Here is an 18270-nt window from a genome sequence, read left to right on the forward strand (position 1 = left end):
GCCTGCTCAGCGCCTTGTTGAAGAGCCAGGACTGTGCGGCGCTGACGAACATGGAGAGAAGCTTCGGGGGCGTGACCTTCAGTGCACCCTCGTAGTCGCCGGGCTCTTCGATGAGGTGGTGGAGCATCGCACGCTCGTAACGCAGGTGGGTCGGCATTATGGCGAGCGTCTCTCTCACGTCTTCGGTATCAAGATAATGCTTTCTTGCGATCTCGGTCTCTTCGGGTTCGTTTCCGCAGGAGAAACTGACGTAGGTCTTCACGGCCTCCCTGAAGTCTCCTTTCAGGATATCGAATCCGGTGAGGTGGGTTACGGGGCGTGTGGCACCGAAACGCTGTATACCGAAATAGTTGGGGATCTTTCCCGCCGCCGATGCGGACGAGACCTCTTCGAGGACGGGAACGGGGTCAGGGGCTTCGATGTCACGGATCGTTATCGCGAAGTCGTTTCCCTTCAGGTCCCCGAGCGAGATCTGGGAGTTTGCGTGGCCGGCGACTCTCAGCGAGATATCTTTGATCCTTATGGCTTCGACATCCTCTTCGCTCACACCGTAGATGGATATGAGCTGCCTCGTCACCGCCCTCTTGTCCTTGGTCCCGCCCCACCCGATCCGGCGCTGGCTTACCCCGAGCACCTTCGAGATCTCCTTTACCGCTTTCTGGAGATCCCAGTTGGTCTTTTCGAGCTCGCAGATGAGATACGGCCCGCCGGTCATCTTGATATCGCCGTAGATCTCGCCCACCACGAAGTCCGAAGGAGTCTTTTTCAGAACTCCGCCTGTTCCGGGGGTCTCCGTTACGTAATAGTCCATCCCGAGAAGGGTCTCGATCGGGTACTCGCTCTTCATCATAGGAGCTGGAGGTCTCCGGTAATCTTGTCGAGGTCTTCGGACTTCGCAGGGCCGAGGCCGAGTGCGGTAACGGTTCCCGGCGGGATCTCGGTCATTCCCGCATCGGCGATTATAGCCGCAGGTATCCCTGCATCCTCGGCGAGGGTCTTGATCACGTAGAGGTCCTTCTGGCTGTTGACCTTGAGAGCGACCTTCTTCATCCCCTCATCGAACCATTTTTTCTTTGTTATCTTATCGGCCTTCTCGTACGCCGCGATTGCGGCATGTGCGAGCTGTGCGCATTTCTTGCCGCATGACATCTTCACGTCGTTCCTGATGATCAGGCACTGCTTGTATTTGAATTCGGGTTCGGGCGACATTTTTGTAATATACTTAGGTCAGGGATTCAGATAAGTATGATTACGCTCAACTCTCCGCAGAAACATCCTCCTGGTCCTCCGCGAGGCCTCCGGCTGCAAACCATTCCGGCTTTTTGAACCTGTGCACTAGCAGAGGTATGGCAACGATGATGATCATCCCGGCGATTAGGAAGACGGGGTACCATATGCCGATCGTATTCGTGACATCGGGCGACGGCAGGGTGCTCACGAACTCTGTCAGGAGGAGGAAGAACATCCCGACGATTCCAACGATTAGAACGCTCCCGAAGCCGAAGGTGCACATGATGTAGAGACCCCTTTCTCCCCCGGGAATGTAGAACTGCGAATCCTTATGCTTCGATCTCAGGTACCTGAGCTTGATGGCGGTAAGGAACATGATGAAATACGCGATCAGGTAGACATGAGTGGTAAGTGCGACCATCATCCAGAACGCACTGTTCACCCCGGGAATCAGGGCGAAGATTATGCAGAACATCGAGACGAGGGAGGCCTGGAATATCACGAAGTTTCTCGGAATTCCGTGCTCGTTCGATTGCTGGAACCACAGCGGCAGTGTTCCGGCCTTCGCGGTCCTGAACAGGCCCCTGATCGGTGCGATGATCCACGTGCTCACCTCGCCGATCGACCCGATGACGACCATTATCGCGAGGATGGGAACGATCCACGAGAGTGAGAACGTATTGAAGAATATCTCGAACGCCTGCATGAGCCCGGCGATGAGGCTGATGTCGCTCTGCGGGACTACGGCCGCTATCGAGAAAGAGCCGAGCAGGTTTACGAAGAGGCAGAAGAATACCACGAAGATAAGAGCCAGCGGGTAATTCCTCGAAGGGTTCTTCAGGTTCTCGATATGTGCGGCAGAACCCTCGATCCCGAAATAAGGCAGGAAGAACGCGGCAAGTATCGCAAGGTTCGCGGGATTCGAGAGATCGGGGATATAGTTCTGTGCGGTGAGCGTAAGATCCAGCTGGATCGGATTTCCGGCGAGAAGATATGCACACCCGGCGACGACGATGGTTATGGCGGGAATCGCGACTCCGAGAATTACACAGACTGTGCTGATCTCTCCCGATAACTTCAGCCCTCTCAGGTTGACCAGCGTCGCACCCCAGTAGACTGCAAGAGAGATGACGAGGATCAGGATCTTGCTCTCCAGCTCCCCGTAGTCGAAGACATAGAGTATGGTTCCGGCTATGAACGAGAGGACCATGACCATCAGGATCGTCATCTGTATCCATTGCAGGAATATCGCGGTAAATCCCCATTTCTCCCCGAAGGCTCCTTTGACCCAGACATACAGTCCTCCCTCGTACGGGCAGGCGCTGCCCAGTTCGGAGAGGATCAGAACGCAGGGCAGGAGAAAACCGATTGTTGCAACAGCAAAATAGAAGAACATCTGCGTCCCCGCCTCGGCGAGAGTCGGCTGGCTCCTGACATTTACGAGAATGGCGGATGTGATCATTATGAAGGTGAACAACCCGATTTTATCCTTTATCTGCATAATATCACCATTAAATTCCGGATTCGCTGCGGGAATGCACGGCTTCGAATCGTAAAGCCGGCAGGTCCGCCAAAATGGGTCTTAGAGGAAAACCCGACCCGGTAAACAATTATTCCCATTCATGCCAATATGTAATAAGATCTGTGATTTACGACGTCATCGTTGCAGGCGGCGGGCCTGCGGGGAGCATGGCGGCAAAATGCTGTGCAAAAGCCGGACTCAACACTCTTATCATAGAGGAGCATGCCGCCGCCGGGACGCCGGTCCAGTGTGCAGGGCTCCTGAGCACAAATGCTTTTTTCGAATGCGAAGTTTCGGACAGGAGCGTCATCCAGACGGTCACGGGTGCAAGGGTCGTCTCCGGTCTCGGCTGCGAGTTCTCGTTTGACTCAGGAGAGATAAAGGCATATGTGGTCGACAGGAGCGCCTTCGACCGCGAGATGCTCGAAGGGGCCGCGAACGCCGGTGCGGAGATCATGCTGAAGACTTCCGTAACCGGGGCAGTCGTAGACGACAGCGGCTGCACGGTCTCAACGACGGGAGTTTCGGGCAAGCAGGATTTCAAATCGAAGATGATCGTGGCGGCGGACGGTCCGAGATCGAATTTTTCGAGATTCTTCGGCATGAAGCGTGCACCCGTGTTCCTCTCGGGGATCCAGGCGGACGTCCCGTATGAAAGCGACGGAAGGCTCGTCGAACTTCACCCGTATGCATCGCCGGGCTTCTTCGGCTGGGTCATTCCCGCCGGAAAGGGAAAAGCCCGTGTCGGGCTGTGTGCGGAGAAGGATACGAACGAGCTCTTCGGCCGGTTCATAAAACAATTCGGGCCCACGAACGTCCACCAGGTGACAGGGACAATCCCGATCGGGATCATGCCCCAAACATACGGGAACAGGACTTTATTCTGCGGTGATGCGGCAGGGTTCGCCAAACCCACATCAGGCGGAGGGGTGTACACGGGAGTCCGGTCGGCGAGGCATGCGGCCGATACCATCGCAAAGTGCATCGAATCAGGGGACTTCGGTGATCGGGCCCTTTCACGATACGAATCTTTATGGAAGGCGGACTTCGGGCGGGATCTTGCCTTCGGGATGAGGCTCTTCAGGATTCGGAAGAACCTGACACCGGAGATAATAGACGACCTCTGCCGGGAGATGAACGAAAAAGGCATGGCGGAAGACATCATCCGCTACGGCGATATGGACCGTCCGGGCAGGATTGTAAAAAAGATGGCACTGAACCCTTCGATCTACAGGGTGGCGGGGAAGGTCATCGGCAGCGAACTGCGTTCTCTTTTTTTCAAGAGTTAGATCTTTTGGCAACCCCGGCACCGGCGGAACAGATATCTGTCAGACACATCATAGGCAACCCCTCGCCGCGGGCCTTGTCCTAACCTCAATAAACTTCTGGCTCTTTGCTGTCTCATGTTTTTCTCCGGCAACCCCGGCACCGCCAGACGGCCCCTGCCCAGGGGCCTTGCCTTAAGATAATCTTCTCACGGCACGCCCGGGGGACCGACAAGGGTCCCCGGGCTGTTGAATATAGCTATCTTTGGTATATACCGTTCCTTACACGCCACGAGTCTACCGCGTCTCTCCGCTCAGGGGACACTCGTCTATCCCCTGGGCGGTTATCGCAACAGAGAAGCCCCGAGGTCGGGGCCGATCCGCGGGCTGCTGTGTAGTTCGCGGCGAGGGGTTGCCGAAGATGTGCCTGATGAATATCTTTGCCGGAGAAACTATAGCGAAGAGTTAGATCAAAAAGAGAAAAAAAAGAGACAGACCGGTTTACCCGGCAGTCGCCGTTTCATTGACGGCAACCGTTGCAGTCTCGTTCCCGGCAGTCTCATTGATTTCCATTTCAATTGCTGGAACGGGCCTTTCATAATTCTTTGCAGCCTCGATCGTCTCGAACAGGTTCCCGAATTCATCGATAAGCCCGAGATCGTATGCATCCTCGCCCCTGTAGAGCTGGGCTTCCTCCACGTCCTCGCGGCTGATATTTCTCTGGCTTAAGACATCGTCCAGGAACCGCTCGAAACTTTCGTCGACCATAGACTGAACATATTCCTGCTCCTCCTCGGTAAGGCCGCGGTACTGCGAAGTGAGATCCTTCATGTCGCCGGATTTTACAATCGAGACATTGACGCCTTCGATCTGGAGGGAGCGGCTGGTATCGATGAACGTCCAGATCGTCCCGATGCTTCCCGTAAGCGTATCGGGGCTTGCATAAATCTTGTCTGCATAAGCGCTGATGTAATATGCCGCAGACGTCGCCATATCTCCCATCGATACGAATACCGGTTTCTTCGTCTTTGCATATTGGATATCCTCGATTATTTCCTGTGCTCCGGCCGGCGATCCTCCCGGACTGTCCACCCTGAGAACGATAGCCTCGACAAGCGGATCATCCGCCGCCTGCCGGATCCGGCTCCCGACATATTCGCTTCCGACATATCCTCCGGTGTAAAAATCTCCGGTCTCGATCGTTCCTTCTATGCGGATTACCGAGACTCCCTTGCTCTCGGAGTAAGGTATCAGTATCGTTAAAAGAACTATAATTATCAATGCGATTATCACTCCGGCCACAAGCCAGGGAATTCCGGATTTTATCGATCTTTTTTTATTATTGTATTCTATCTTTTTTTCGAGCCAGCTCATTATTCACTTCCTGTACAGGACGTCGTATTCGGTAACGAGATTCGTCCCGCACATGTAGTAGTTTTTGAGTTGGAGGCTGAACATCTCCTCTTCGGATTCTATATGCATCCCTCCGACGAGAGACGGCGTGTCCGAACCTCCGACTATGAAGGGAAGATGTATAAGGCGGATCTCGTCGACAAGACGGTCCTGGAGCATGTAGTAGTTGAGAGTCGGCCCTCCTTCGATCATAAGTTTGGAGACGCCGTAGTCTTCGACGAGTGTCTTCATCAGGAGGGGAAGATCTACCTTGTCCTCGCCGACGCACACCACATCCGCTCCTTTATCCTCGAGAATCCGGATGTTCTCAGGCGATGCCTTTTTGGTCACTGCAATGAGTGTCGGGGCATCCGGCCCGAGCACATTGGAATCCGGGGGAATATCGGCCCTGCTCGAAGGAATGACCCTGAGGGGGCTCTTTCCCTCGACAGATCTTACTGTAAGAAATGAATTGTCGATATTGATTGTATTCGAGCCGACCATTATCGCATCATATTCGGCCCTTGTTTTGTGCAGGAGGATGTCGGTTGCGTGATCCATGTATTTCATCAGGATCTTGGAGGAGGCGCCTTTCTTAAGTGTAAGCTTGCCGTCCACGGTTATCTCCGACATCATCAGCACGTGGGGTTTAACAATATTTCCCGCCATATCAATCTTCTTATTTTAAGTTGTTCTTCAACCTGTAAAGCATTTAGTCTTATTCATAATTTCAAAAGGGTTTTTCCTTTGGGCGTCCACATAATATAAGAAATGAATATTACTGCGCTCAGGCCCAAATTTACCGGATGTCTCGAACCCCTCGCAAATATATTCATCAGGCTCAGGTTCACCCCGAACAGCGTCTCGATGCTGTCACTGCTTGCAGGGATCGGGGCTGCGTACCTGTTCTTTTATCAATACTTCGTCTCTGGCGCAATACTTCTTTTCATATCCGCAGTTCTCGATCTCGTCGACGGAACGGTTGCAAGAAAGACCGGGAGAGAGAGTAAATTCGGGGCGGTATTCGACTGGATCGTCGACAAATATGTAGACAGCATAGTCATCCTCGGGATCGGCCTCTCGGGGATCGCGATTATCAGCGGCTATTTTCCGATACCGCCACAATATATTCCGGCGGCGGATTTTGCAGTGGTCGCCATCGCGATTATCGGCTCGCTGATGAATACGTTCATAAAACCGGTCGTATATGCGGAAGTCGGTTTCGAGAAGAGGGAGGACGGGAAGATCGACGACCCCCTCGAGAGGGTGGGATTCTTCGGAAGGCCGGAGACGATTATCTTCCTCATCCTCGGGGGACTGACGGGATTCATCGCGATTGCGGTGATCCTGGTCGCGGTCTGCACGAATCTTTCCGCACTCCAGAGGATTATCTATCTTTACCGGCACCTGTAATCTTCATTATTTTTTCAGTATAGAGCGATACTATTCCTTCCGCGAATTCACCAAGCGCGGGATTCAGTTTGAACAGTCCGAGTGCGAGGAGCACGAGGAATATTAGTGCGCCCAGTTCCGCCATGACGTTGTGCGCCCAGAAGAAGCTCTCATACCCGATCTCCCCGTTGGACGCGATCTCGGGATATACCTGGAACCATTGTCCGGTGTATGCCATTACGACGAATACGTTCCTGAGAAGGTTCAGGATGTATATCGTCGGGACGACGAGCAGGAATGCCATGAGCTTTTGCCTCCTGTCCGAGGGAACGCAGTAGGCAAGCCCGAGCATTATCGCGATGCTCTGGATGCCGGTGCAGGCCAGGATTATCTCGACGCGGAAGTTGTTGTATTCTATCATATTCCACGCGACTTTTTCCGCGCCGAAACCGAACAGCCCGAGGAGTGACGAGACCTCGGATGTGACTACGGCGATGAGCCAGTCACCGAGCGGCTGGTAGAACCCGAAGGGGATATAGATCAGGAACGCGATGGCCGCCCCCCTGCTCAGGTAGATGGTGAGTTTGTTGTTCCTCAGGATTTCCGGGATTGTTATCGCAAGGAAGGGTATCCCGAGTATCCCGAATAGAGGGTACATGAAATTATTTTCGACGAAGATATAGTGCGGAAGGTCCACGAGGATCGAGAGGATGATCGCTGTCCACCCGGCGGCCGCACAATAGAGATTATACGGGCGCCTGAGCAGGAGAAAACCGATGAAAAATATTGCTGCGGCGTATATGAGAAGTGGTTCCATTGAGTATAAGTCTGCGGTGAAACCATTTATTTACTATTAGAATCATGTTGTGATTTACGTAAAACGGTCTATGAAATTTTTGTTTCAGGAACCTTTGCCTGAAAATCACGTTGTAATTTACATTAAACAGTCCATGAAACTTTTGTTTCATGAACGTTTTTTCAAATCGGACTTTATTTTACGGGCATCGTTTTGACAGAATGAATAAGAATTAATGAATTGGAAACAGATAATATAGACGATGATGTTTTGTCCTGAATGTAAAGGTCTTATGAAGTCCTCAAACGGGAAACTTAAGTGTACAAAATGTGGTTTTGAAAAGGAGATTGAAGACCGGTCCAAGATGATGAAGGTCAGGTCGATGGAAGAGAAAGACATCGTCATCGTCGAGGATACCGAAGAGATCGCGACCCTCCCGACGACGAGTGTCAGGTGCCCGGAGTGCGGCCACGATACAGCGTACTGGTGGCTCAGACAGCTCAGGTCCGCAGATGAGTCCGAGGTCAGGTTCTTCAAGTGCGTCAAGTGCAAGTACACCTGGCGCGAATACGACTGAATTTTCCACTTATTTTTTTTGTTCGATAAAATTTCTTTTTTTTTGGTTTTTTTACGGAGAGAGCGTCAGCTCCATAATTTTTGACGGCTTTTTAATAAGTTGCTCATGAGACAAAAGAGAGAATAAAGGTTCAGGGGATAGCCAAATAGATCGATTTAAAAGAGATACAAAGCTCTTCTGCTCCGTTGGGCCAGAAAATATCCGATGCAAACACTACGGCAAGCCCTATGAGCAATACTACCGCTATGCTCAGGAATGTCCCGAGAAGATAATATTCGACTAAGTACGTCCTGTCTTCCCTGAACCTGAATATTGATTTTGCAGTTATCAAAAATCCCATTGCTGCATATTGATTTATTAAAATAAATGTTAATACGAGGATTCTTTCAAGATAGCCGATCAGTTTTCCTGCATTGTCCAGATTGTTGCTGTCTGCCGCGGAGTTAAGTTCTCCGGAAAGTTTTTTCTCTTCTTCTTTTTTCTTATTCCCTTCTCCCTCCTCTTTTTTGCGCACAATTTCCCTGTAAGGGCTTAAAATATCCCTGATTAGGAATCCCGCAGGAGTAATTATCAGGAGATAAGCTGTAATTACCAAGAGCAGAACCGGACTTGACAGGAATTCGGGAATTAAAAACGTAGAATGCGGCCCGTAAAAACTTCCTGCCAGATATGCCACTATAACCAGAACTGCAAGGTGCAAGCCCTGATCGAGGATATATGTAATGGGACATTTTTCGATCTTCTTGTCGAGGTACACTTTCAGCAAATCGATTAGGGCATGTGAAAGAAATATGACCGGGATTATCCAGAAGGCCATCCAGATGCCCGAGAAGACATATGTCAATACTGCAACCAAAGCCGAATGGCAGTATAGTTTCTTCGATCTCCAGCCGGATATTTTTTTATCGTCGACCCATTTATCGCACTGGAGGTAAAAGTCGCCGAGGATGTGGGCGATCACCATTCTTAAGAAGATTGCAACGATCACAGGTCTTCCTCCTTAAATGAACCGGAATCAAGGAAAGAGAGCATTTCCTTCCCAGATGAGAGAGAATTATCCAGTTCATGAGCTTTGATAAAATGTTCGTTCGCCTTTTCACGTTTTCCGAGAGCATATTCCGAAACTCCTAAAGCGAGATATGCGATAGCATCGGCAGGTTCTAATCTTATTACGGTTTCAAATGCCTTTTTTGCCTCTTTATGTCTTTTCATTTTTTGTAAAATATGCCCTTTTAAATAGTAATTTCTAAAATATTCGGGTTGGAGGTTGATAGCAATTTCAATCTCTCTTTCTGCCTTATTTAGTTCCCCTTTATCGTTGTATACTACAGAAAGGAATCTGTGTGCATCCGGATTACTCGGATCTGTTTCGATTATTTTTGAAAGGTGGATCTCTGCTTCAGGGTATTTTAAAATCAGATAATTGAGATAAGCCAAATTATAGAGCAGATTATTATCGTCTTCCGAATCTTTTTTTATTTCTTTCAGCTCTTCTATTACCTTTTCAACATATTCATTTGCTCTTTCAATATCTCCCTTTTCCTTTAGATAATTATACATATTTTCGACAACAGAATGCTCGGATGGATGCAATTTCAAAAATTCTTCCATCTCTTTTTCAGCTCTATCGAATTTTTCCTGTAATAACAGGGAGTATATTAATCCGTTTATCGGGTTGAAATCTTCATTTTCTGCATGTTTCCATGCTTCCCTGTAAAATTCTTCTGCCTTGGAGAAATCTTTTCTTCTTTTATAAATTTCTCCAAGGTAAAATAATGCAGGTACATTGTTATTATCATTTTTAAGGAGTTTTTTACATTCTTTTTCTACCGAGGAGAGTTTTCCTTCATGAAAGAGACTTGCAATTAAATTAATTTCAGTTCTTTGGTTTTCGGGATCCTTTTCAAGAGCTTTGTAGTACTCTTCGGATGCTTCTTTATGGCTTCCCTTTTCAAAGAGATAATCCCCGTATTCTCTATGAAATACCGGAGAGTCGGGGTGACGATCAACCAGGCATTTCAAAGTTGAACCAATGTCGCTTGAGACATGGCCGAACAATATGTTATTGATTCTTTCTTCATCGACGATTTCCTGATATCTTCTTATCATCATCTCAACTGCATCGAAGTTGGCGGAATTCAGTCTTGCTGAAACATTGCTTTGAGATATTTCCAGTAACTCAGCGACATCGCTTTGTTTTTTTCCCAGCAGAGTGTGATATATTATCTCGGCCTGTGGTTTTGTCCACCTTGCGGTTATTGCTTCCAAAAGTGAGCATTCAACTTTTAATTCCCTGTTCAACTGATTCCAACCGGTTTTTATAGTGAGCTTCTGCTTTTTTTTATCCATCCTGTCGAGTTCGGGACCGGAGTTTCTGAATGCTTCGCCGTCGCAGCTGCCAATGTTCTTATCCTTATCATAATTTTCAATACCGCCTACTCCGATTGCTATCCTTACATCGGGCTTTATTTTTTTATTAGAATGGAGATCCTGCGATAATATATACGAACGAATTCTTAATGCGATCTCCAGGGCTTCACGCGACGAAGGCAAAACTGCCTGAAAACTATCCCCTCGGAAAATTTCAAAATTGATATTGTCTGCTTCCAGTTCCTGCAGTACGTTCCAAAGATGGATTACATATTCGGTTCTTTCATTTCCTTCCAGCCTGGAGTAATTTACAAGGTCGCCTGTCAGAACAGCATATATCTTTTCACTCATCTTTCACCCGCTGTATTACAGGTATTATTTCCGTGAAAGTATATAAGTCTACAGGGTTATATTTGTAACATATAACCTTCAAAAATTATATTATTAAAATATCATCTTTAATGATTATATTTTGCGGTTATAACTTTTAAACGTCATATTGTAAAGATATAATTTTAAGACATAATATTACTGAAATTTTTAGAATAGGTATTTTGATTTTCCTGTCTTCCCGAGGTTTAAAAATAAAAAGAGCTTTTACCGAAAAAAGAGGTGATCGATCCCCCTCCTCCGTTACGCAATGCCCCCCTGCCGCAGCCTCCCCGGCCAGGAAGAGAGATTCGAGGCTGCATATTTCGAAGCCGTAAGAACCCCCCTAACCAAGATAGAAGGGAAAGGGGAACTCTCGCTGAGAGAGATAAACAACTGCATAAACGAACTCTTAAAGCAGAGCATTCGGATCGAGGGCGTGATAAATCTCTTCTCGAACGTAAAAGAAAAATATTCCCTCTTTGACCCTGCGTTCCTTTCAGAGATCGCCCGTATGAAGGAGAAAAACCTCGCGGTGGAACTGCTTACGGAACAGATCAGGATCTATTCACGGACGAACGTCGTTAAATCCGCGAAATTTTCAGAGCTCCTTGCAGAAGCGATGAACAGCTACATAAACGGCATGCTGACAAACGAGCAGGTCATCGAAGAGCTGCTCAGGATGGCGAAGGACATGGCCGGGGCCCATAAAGGAGGAGAAGATATCGGCCTTACTCTCGAAGATATGGCATTCTACGATGCCCTGAGAAAGCCGGAAGCCGTCAAAGACTTCTACGAAAATGACGAACTCGTCGCAATCACGAAAGAGCTGCCCGAACTCTTGCGGAAGACAAGACAAGCGACTGTTAAAGCAGCACAGGTACCCTCCCGAGGTATGAAGGACGCCGTAAACACAGTCCTTGCCCAGTGCGGGATGTGGACCGACAACACGGAATTTGAGGAGTGGATCTGTTTTCATGTTTTCAGTCCCGGCTGTAAATTATATAATCTGCGAATCCAAATCCCATCCAATGACAATATGGATTGCATCGACCAACCGCGACAACTGGGAGGTAATCAAAAAGAAAAATACCTGGGGCGTTCCGAAGAGGAATAAGAACAGCATCGAAAGATCAAGCCCCGGCGACAGGATCGTCATATTCGTCCGACAGGAAAACGCCGGAGATACGATCCTCCCATCCGCAATAACCGCCACTTATGAGATTACATCGAAACCATTCGAAGACCATTCGGAAATATTCATCAGGCCTCCTACCATGCCCAGCGAAGAAGTCTTCCCCTATCGTGTAAAGCTGAAGGCCGTGAAAATATTCGATGACCCTCTCGATTTCAAATCGCTCATCCCGAAGCTGGAATTTATCACCAACAAGAAGCAGTGGACCGGCCACCTGAGAACGGCAATGAGAACAATCCCGGAAGAGGATTACGAGTATATTATGAAGGCCGCCGAAACCCCGAGAGGATGATCATCTCCCCGTCACCCATCAAAATCCTCTTTTTTCAACCGCACGAGATCCCTATTCACTCTTTTAAGAACCCGGTGATCTGGAACGCCCGGAAGAGGAATAGTAAAACCTCTTACATCCCCCTCCACACTGAAACTTCACCCGGTACATTCGCAGCCTTGCGGAAGTTTGCAGCAGTTTGCAGCACATCTCCGCAAAGCAACGAATTATTATAATCTCATTTTTTTCAATTCCCAAAAATATCCGGCTGTTTTTGATCTATGTTTGCAGCAGAACCGGGCGTACACACACAACAAGAAGAATATATCTCCTTAAGATCGTCCTCCTGTGCCCTGAATTTTTCCGCAAACTACATTTTTTAGAGAGAGAATCTCCACAATTCATACAACATTTGACAAAAGAGCCACCTTCATCTTTTATTTTACTTTGCAGCAGGTTGCTGCAAAACTGCTGCAAAGATGCTGCAAAGCTGCAAACATAACTCCGGGGTAACATCTCCACACGGACCCCGACGATCGCATCTTTGAGCTCGTGAATCTCTTTGGAGAGTGCCTGCGGTACCAGGTAGAGCGGGACGGGACCGGCAGGTTTGCCGATCTCCCCGAGAGAAGATGCGCTGCCGTTTCCATCTCCGGGCACGAGGCAGTAATAGTAGTCTCCGTTTATTCTTTCGTTTGTTTTTATCATTTTAATCATCGGGTGCAATTCCCACTCCTGATTAAGGTGGGGAGGGGAGTAATTATAAAACTAAATCGGAATTTCCGAAAAAATTGAAAATTAGATCCAGGGCATAAGGGATTTTATGAAATTCGTCACGTTCCATATATATTTCTAAAACCTGGAGGGGACATAAGCCCTTACGGGCAACCCAAACGACAGGTCCGCTTTGCAGGCTCAGCGAACACGTTCCGATCGTAACCGGTCCGAAACGTATTACATTCAATCATGTAACCCGGGGGTTAAATGAAATACTCCCCCGCATTTTCTTCATTTATATACCCCGCCGACAATCTATTGATCAGGGTGTTAAGGGAGCATCCAGACTCCCGTCCCATGACACCAGTGATGAAGAAGAAAGAAAAAACGCATAATACTCCAAACCCCCCACCAAAAGAAGACTCCACCCCCTGAGTCCTCAAATTCAAAACTCATACAACCTCCAAAAATTCCTTCGAAAGCCGGCAGACCCGAAACGGGTAATTGCCCCCATTTATTCAAATTGTCCTGATTCCGCCCCTGCAGAAATCTTTTCTCAAAATACCGATCCAAAGATCGATCGCAGAATGCCTCCCGTTCAATTTTCGTGATTTCCGTGCCGTTCCTCCCTGCCGTCCGGAAGAAACTTAATGGCAGGCATTTTTATCCACGGAACGAATCACTTTCCTGAGAGACCAGGGGATAGGATATACCCTGAAAAAATAACAATTAGGAAGGAATATGCAATCAAAATATAAAAATAAATTATTATGAGCATCCGGCAAAAAAATCTCATAAGAATACTGATTTTTTACTTTATTATATTGCAGATACTACTCCCGGCCGGAAGAGTCTGTGCAGAAACAGGAATATCACTGCCGGACCAGTACGCAAAAACAAACAACCTGCCGGACCCGGATTTTACCACGGCCCCGGGTATAGACAAATACAACCTGAACGAAACCGAAAAGAAATTATCCACCTCTCTTCTCCTGGATGCACAGGACTCCGGTGATCCAGGCGCCGTAAAATTATTCGCCAGTTCCGCATCTGTTGAAACCTCTTCGGACGAACCTGTCTACGTCTATGTATACGTGCTGCCCGGCTACTCCACGCATATCATCGACCATATTGCCGATGTGACTGGCAGGGACGAGGAGAACAACTTCGCAGTGGCATGGGTCGACACCGGAGACCTCTATGAACTGGCCGCAATCGAAGGGGTGAGAACGGTCAGGGAAGCCATCGCACCGGGTTTGAGTGTAGGATCCGTCACGACCGAAGGAGACATCGTCCATAAGACCGCCAATGTTCGTTCCGAATACGGTTACACAGGTAAAGGCGTGAAGATCGGGATCATCTCGAACGGCGTCAATCATATCAACGATTCGCAGAAATCAGGCGATCTCCCTGATGACGTCCACGTCCTCAGCGACGATGTAGGCGGCGATGAAGGGACGGCAATGCTTGAGATTGTACACGATATGGTTCCCGATGCCGAACTATATTTCCACGACATGGGGGACGATGAAATTGGATTCAATGATGCGATCGACGCTCTTGTTTCAAGCGGCTGCAAAGTAATCTGCGACGATATCTACTGGCCGGGGCAGCCGTACTTCGAGGACGGCAGCATCTCATCTCATCTCGAATCGGTGCTCTCAGATAACGATATCGTATATGTGGCTGCTGCAACAAATCTGGCGGAAGTGCATTACCAGGGCGAATTTTATAGCTCGACAAACGGATTCCACGACTTCAGCAGCGGCACAAATCCGAACCGCACATCCATGTATGTCTGCCTTCCCGCCGCCTCAGGTGTCCGTATCATCCTGCAGTGGAACGATAAGTTCGGCAGTTCGGACAACGACTATGATCTTTACCTGTCCAAAATATCGAATTCCTCTTCAGAAATTGAATATGGCGACCTGGATTACTCCGTGGATACCCAGGACGGGTCCGGCGATCCGATGGAGTATATTGAATATTACAATCCGTGCTCTTCGGAGATAATCGGGGAGATCGACGTCCGGAAAAACGGCAGTGCGGAGAGCAGAATCCTTGAGTTGTTCATTTTGCCGCAGGACGGAGCAAATGTGTACAACAATAATGTCGTCGCTGCCGACTCTGTTTTCGGGCATGCAGCAGTCCCGGATGTAATTACAACCGCCGCTGTAAACTGGATAACGCCTTCGACAATTGAATCGTACTCTTCACGCGGACCTGTGACTATATCATATCCCACGCCGGAAATCCGGGCGAAACCGGACATCACCGGGGTGGACAACGTGAGTATTACAGGAGCGGGAGGATTTACGAACCCGTTTTCCGGGACCAGTGCTGCGGCGCCGCACGTCGCTGCGGTTGCCGCCCAGATATGGGGTGCATATCCCGGGATGACCGCCGACGAGGTGAAGGCGGCACTCTACAATTCGACGGTCGACCTTGGAACAACAGGAAAGGACACGACTTTCGGCTATGGCCGGGCGGATGCACTTGCGATGGCGGACTCACTTCGAACGGTCGTCTCATCCGGCCTGAATGTCGCTACCGGTCGCAGCGGCGGCGGACCGAACACGGATACAGGGATGGGGTTCGCGACGGATCTTAAAGCAGGAGAAACTGCATCGTTTACAATGGACAAGGGTGCGGTCAGGGAAGTCTCGGTGACTGCCGGAACGGATATCAAAAAGGTTATGATCACAGTCCAAAAGGACGGATCGCTTCCGTCTTCGATCGAAGAGCCGGATACGGATGTCTACGAGTACGAGGATGTGACTGTCTACTACGCGGACGGGTCGGATCTCTCGGGCGGAACATTCGAATTCAAAGTGAAAAAGAGCTGGCTGTCCGCGAACGGCTACGGTTCCGGCGACATCGTAATGCTCCACTACAATGAAGAGACGGGCGAATGGAAGGAACTCGAAACGACTCTGACGGACGAAGATGGATCATACTACTATTACACTGCTGAGACGCCGTCGTTCTCGTGGTTCGCGATTGCGGCAGCAGAAGGTTCGACGATCGTTCCTGGAGAGACACAGACTGCGGAAGCGACACTCGCGGCAACACAGTTTGCAACAGCATCCGTCACACCGTCGCCATCTTCCGCCGCAACTGTTCTCTTGACCGCGATACCGGCTAATCCCGGAAATTCGGGCGGAACGGGATCATGGTCATCTCTTGCAATCCCTGCGGTCTTCATGATCCTTGTGGTAATCGTCATCGTCGGTCTTGCCTGCCGCAGGAAAAAGGAACAGTATCCAGACTGGTGGGATAAGGAATTCAAATAATAAATATTCCTTTTTGCGGGAACCGGATTTTTTTCTTTCGAGAAGTTATTAGAGGGTATAAGCCCCTGCCTGGGCGATACCCATACGGGTATCCCCGGCCGGGAGGGAGAGAACAAAGAAGAAAACCGGAGCAGGCGGCGACCGATCACCATGAGGAGGAGGGCTTGAGGAAGTGGGGAAACCTCCCCTTCCCTCTCCCTTCCGGATTATTGCAAATTCCCGGAAACGTGCCGGCTCTTGACAATCCCGCCCATGACCCGGAACGCCGTCTCCGGTTCGTCGAACGAAGGAATACCGGCACTCGTGAGTGCGTCTCTTCCCTGCTTCATCTCCTCCCCGCCGACAAAGACGGGGACCAGCCTCTTCTCCGTCTCCTTCGTCTTTTTGATAATCTCTCCTGCAAGCTTTTCGAACGGGATATTATTGCTCGGGATCGAGATCACGACGCAAATGTCCCAGAAGTTATCGTTTTTGCAGAGCAGGTCGAGGGCCGCAACGAACCTGTCCATCCTTGCATCGCCGACGATATCCACCGGATTCCTCCGGCTCCAGTATGAAGGAAGGAAACCGTCGAACTTCTCTTTCACAGCAGGAGGAAGATCGACGATATTCAGCCCGTATTTCTCCGCGTAATCAGACGCAAGAACAGCGAAACCGCCAGCGTTCGTCACGACCACGACCCGGCCGCCCTTCGGGTATCTCTTCCTGTGCGCAAGGAACTCCGCCGAATAAAAAGCATCTTCGATACTCGAAACGGATATTGCGCCGCACTCCTTAAATGCCTCAATATAGATCTCGTGGCTCCCGGCAAGAGATCCCGTGTGCGAAGCTGCCGCAAGATGACCCTTGTCGGATGAGCCCGCCTTTATCACCACCACCGGCTTTTCGGGCGAGATTTCGGATACAAGCTCCATGAACCTCCTGCCGTCGCCCGCATCCTCGATATACATGATAATCGCACGGGTATTCTCGTCAGATTGCGCCCAGACCAGGTAATCGGTGAATTTAAGATCGCACTGGTTCCCGACCGAGGCCACGAGAGAGTAGCCGAGGCCGTACGAGAGGCTCCAGTCGATCACTGCGTTCAGGAGTGCACCGCTCTGGGATATAAACGCGATGTTCCCCGGAAGCGGAGTTATCGGGAGAAAGGTCGTGTCATACTCTTTATACGGGCTGATCAGGCCGAGACAGTTCGGGCCGACGATCCTCATCCCGTATTTCTTCCCGGTATCCGCAATCAGATCTTCGAGTTTTGCTCCCTCCTCCCCCGTCTCCCTGAATCCCGCCGAAATGATTACGGCAATCTTCACGCCTTTCTTTCCGCACTCCTCCGCGATTCCCGGAACGACTGGTGCAGGAACAGATATGACCGCCATATCCACGCTGCCGGGAATAGCCGTGACGGAGGGGTAGCATTTGAACCCGAAGATCTCGTCGTCAGTGGGATTTACAGGATAAAATTCACCCGGAAATTTCGCAAGCTTTTCAGCCATCGTCGTTCCCACCTTTCCCGGTTTCTCCGAGGCACCGACTAGAGCGATCGACGAAGGGCTGAATATTTTTGTATCGGGCGGAGCGTTTTCGCCCCGAACGGCCGGAGCAGCCGGAATAGTGCTTTCGTCGAAGATGAACGCGGTGTCGATTGCACATGCTCCTTCCTCGTAGAGCCTGAGGGGATTTATGTCGAACTCGGAAAGACCCGGCGTTTCGCCGAACATCCGGGCGGCATTTACAAGAATTCGCACCATCTCAGCCTCGTCCTTCGGCTTCGAACCCCGATAACCCCGGATAAGCGGCAGGGCCTTAATGGCATGGATCATCCTCTTCGCTTTTTCAGGCGTTACAGGCAGTATCGAAAACGATACATCCTTGTAGATGCTC

At 49.7% G+C, this 18270-nt stretch carries 16 protein-coding genes; 6 read left to right on the forward strand and 10 right to left on the reverse strand.

Annotation, left to right across the window (positions count from 1 at the left end; translation table 11 throughout):
- The 3 genes from truD to METPAY_RS05875 form a co-directional block, all read right to left on the reverse strand.
- Positions 1-850, reverse strand: an 850-nt coding sequence (gene truD / locus METPAY_RS05865) for a tRNA pseudouridine(13) synthase TruD (protein WP_052418697.1), incomplete at its 3' end; no start/stop codon positions are given.
- Complete coding sequence (pth2, locus tag METPAY_RS05870) at positions 847-1209, reverse strand: peptidyl-tRNA hydrolase Pth2 (RefSeq protein WP_013328735.1); 363 nt, start codon at positions 1207-1209, stop codon at positions 847-849. The genes pth2 and truD, both read right to left, overlap by 4 nt.
- Before the next feature lie 46 nt (positions 1210-1255).
- Entirely contained in the window at positions 1256-2731 is a 1476-nt protein-coding gene (locus METPAY_RS05875) for an amino acid permease (RefSeq protein ID WP_048150211.1), read from the reverse strand.
- Between the two features lie 74 nt (positions 2732-2805).
- Between METPAY_RS05875 and METPAY_RS05880 the strand changes: the two genes are divergently transcribed.
- The gene (locus METPAY_RS05880; RefSeq protein WP_306413915.1) at positions 2806-4041 is read left to right on the forward strand and encodes a geranylgeranyl reductase family protein; all 1236 of its coding nucleotides are present in this window, start codon (positions 2806-2808) and stop codon (positions 4039-4041) included.
- A gap of 477 nt (positions 4042-4518) precedes the next feature.
- Here the strand turns inward: METPAY_RS05880 and sppA are convergent, their stop codons facing one another.
- Together sppA and METPAY_RS05890 are read right to left on the reverse strand one after the other, a co-directional pair.
- The gene (gene sppA, locus METPAY_RS05885; protein WP_048150213.1) at positions 4519-5391 is read right to left on the reverse strand and encodes a signal peptide peptidase SppA; all 873 of its coding nucleotides are present in this window, start codon (positions 5389-5391) and stop codon (positions 4519-4521) included.
- Positions 5392-5394: 3 nt separating this feature from the next.
- A complete protein-coding gene (locus METPAY_RS05890) occupies positions 5395-6078 on the reverse strand; it encodes a RibD family protein (protein WP_048150215.1) in 684 nt (227 codons plus the stop codon).
- 102 nt (positions 6079-6180) lie between these two features.
- On the opposite strand from METPAY_RS05890, the gene METPAY_RS05895 reads away from it, so the two are divergent.
- Positions 6181-6822: a CDP-alcohol phosphatidyltransferase family protein gene (locus METPAY_RS05895; protein ID WP_048150218.1), complete on the forward strand. Its 642-nt coding sequence runs from the start codon at positions 6181-6183 to the stop codon at positions 6820-6822.
- Here the strand turns inward: METPAY_RS05895 and artA are convergent.
- Positions 6797-7618 (reverse strand): archaeosortase A, encoded by an 822-nt coding sequence (gene artA / locus METPAY_RS05900; RefSeq protein ID WP_048150221.1) that lies wholly within the window; start codon positions 7616-7618, stop codon positions 6797-6799. The two genes, METPAY_RS05895 and artA, sit on opposite strands and share 26 nt — an antisense overlap.
- Before the next feature lie 241 nt (positions 7619-7859).
- Between artA and METPAY_RS05905 the strand changes: the two genes are divergently transcribed.
- The gene (locus METPAY_RS05905; protein ID WP_048150223.1) at positions 7860-8174 is read left to right on the forward strand and encodes a transcription factor S; all 315 of its coding nucleotides are present in this window, start codon (positions 7860-7862) and stop codon (positions 8172-8174) included.
- Positions 8175-8304: 130 nt separating this feature from the next.
- On the opposite strand, the gene METPAY_RS05910 is transcribed toward METPAY_RS05905, so the two are convergent.
- Positions 8305-9162, reverse strand: a complete 858-nt coding sequence (locus tag METPAY_RS05910; protein ID WP_048150225.1) for a DUF3307 domain-containing protein — start codon at positions 9160-9162, stop codon at positions 8305-8307.
- Positions 9159-10895 carry a SatD family protein gene (locus METPAY_RS05915; RefSeq protein WP_048150226.1) on the reverse strand — a complete coding sequence of 579 codons (1737 nt, stop codon included), beginning with the start codon at positions 10893-10895 and terminating at the stop codon, positions 9159-9161. The genes METPAY_RS05910 and METPAY_RS05915 overlap by 4 nt, the downstream gene beginning before the upstream one ends.
- 289 nt (positions 10896-11184) lie before the next feature.
- Between METPAY_RS05915 and METPAY_RS05920 the strand changes: the two genes are divergently transcribed.
- Positions 11185-12030, forward strand: a complete 846-nt coding sequence (locus METPAY_RS05920; RefSeq protein WP_048150227.1) for a type I restriction enzyme endonuclease domain-containing protein — start codon at positions 11185-11187, stop codon at positions 12028-12030.
- The gene (locus METPAY_RS05925) at positions 11945-12400 is read left to right on the forward strand and encodes an EVE domain-containing protein (protein WP_048150229.1); all 456 of its coding nucleotides are present in this window, start codon (positions 11945-11947) and stop codon (positions 12398-12400) included. The genes METPAY_RS05920 and METPAY_RS05925 overlap by 86 nt, the downstream gene beginning before the upstream one ends.
- A gap of 258 nt (positions 12401-12658) precedes the next feature.
- Here the strand turns inward: METPAY_RS05925 and METPAY_RS14865 are convergent, their stop codons facing one another.
- Positions 12659-13087 (reverse strand): hypothetical protein, encoded by a 429-nt coding sequence (locus METPAY_RS14865; RefSeq protein ID WP_157199016.1) that lies wholly within the window; start codon positions 13085-13087, stop codon positions 12659-12661.
- Between the two features lie 833 nt (positions 13088-13920).
- Here METPAY_RS14865 and METPAY_RS14165 point away from each other — a divergent pair.
- Positions 13921-16389: a PGF-pre-PGF domain-containing protein gene (locus METPAY_RS14165; RefSeq protein WP_169743641.1), complete on the forward strand. Its 2469-nt coding sequence runs from the start codon at positions 13921-13923 to the stop codon at positions 16387-16389.
- Positions 16390-16595: 206 nt separating this feature from the next.
- On the opposite strand, the gene METPAY_RS05940 is transcribed toward METPAY_RS14165, so the two are convergent.
- A partial coding sequence (locus METPAY_RS05940) for a CoA-binding protein (RefSeq protein ID WP_052418699.1) occupies positions 16596-18270 on the reverse strand: 1675 nt, incomplete at its 5' end.

The sequence above is a fragment of the Methanolacinia paynteri genome (assembly GCF_000784355.1).
GTDB classification, from domain to species: Archaea; Halobacteriota; Methanomicrobia; order Methanomicrobiales; family Methanomicrobiaceae; genus Methanolacinia; species Methanolacinia paynteri.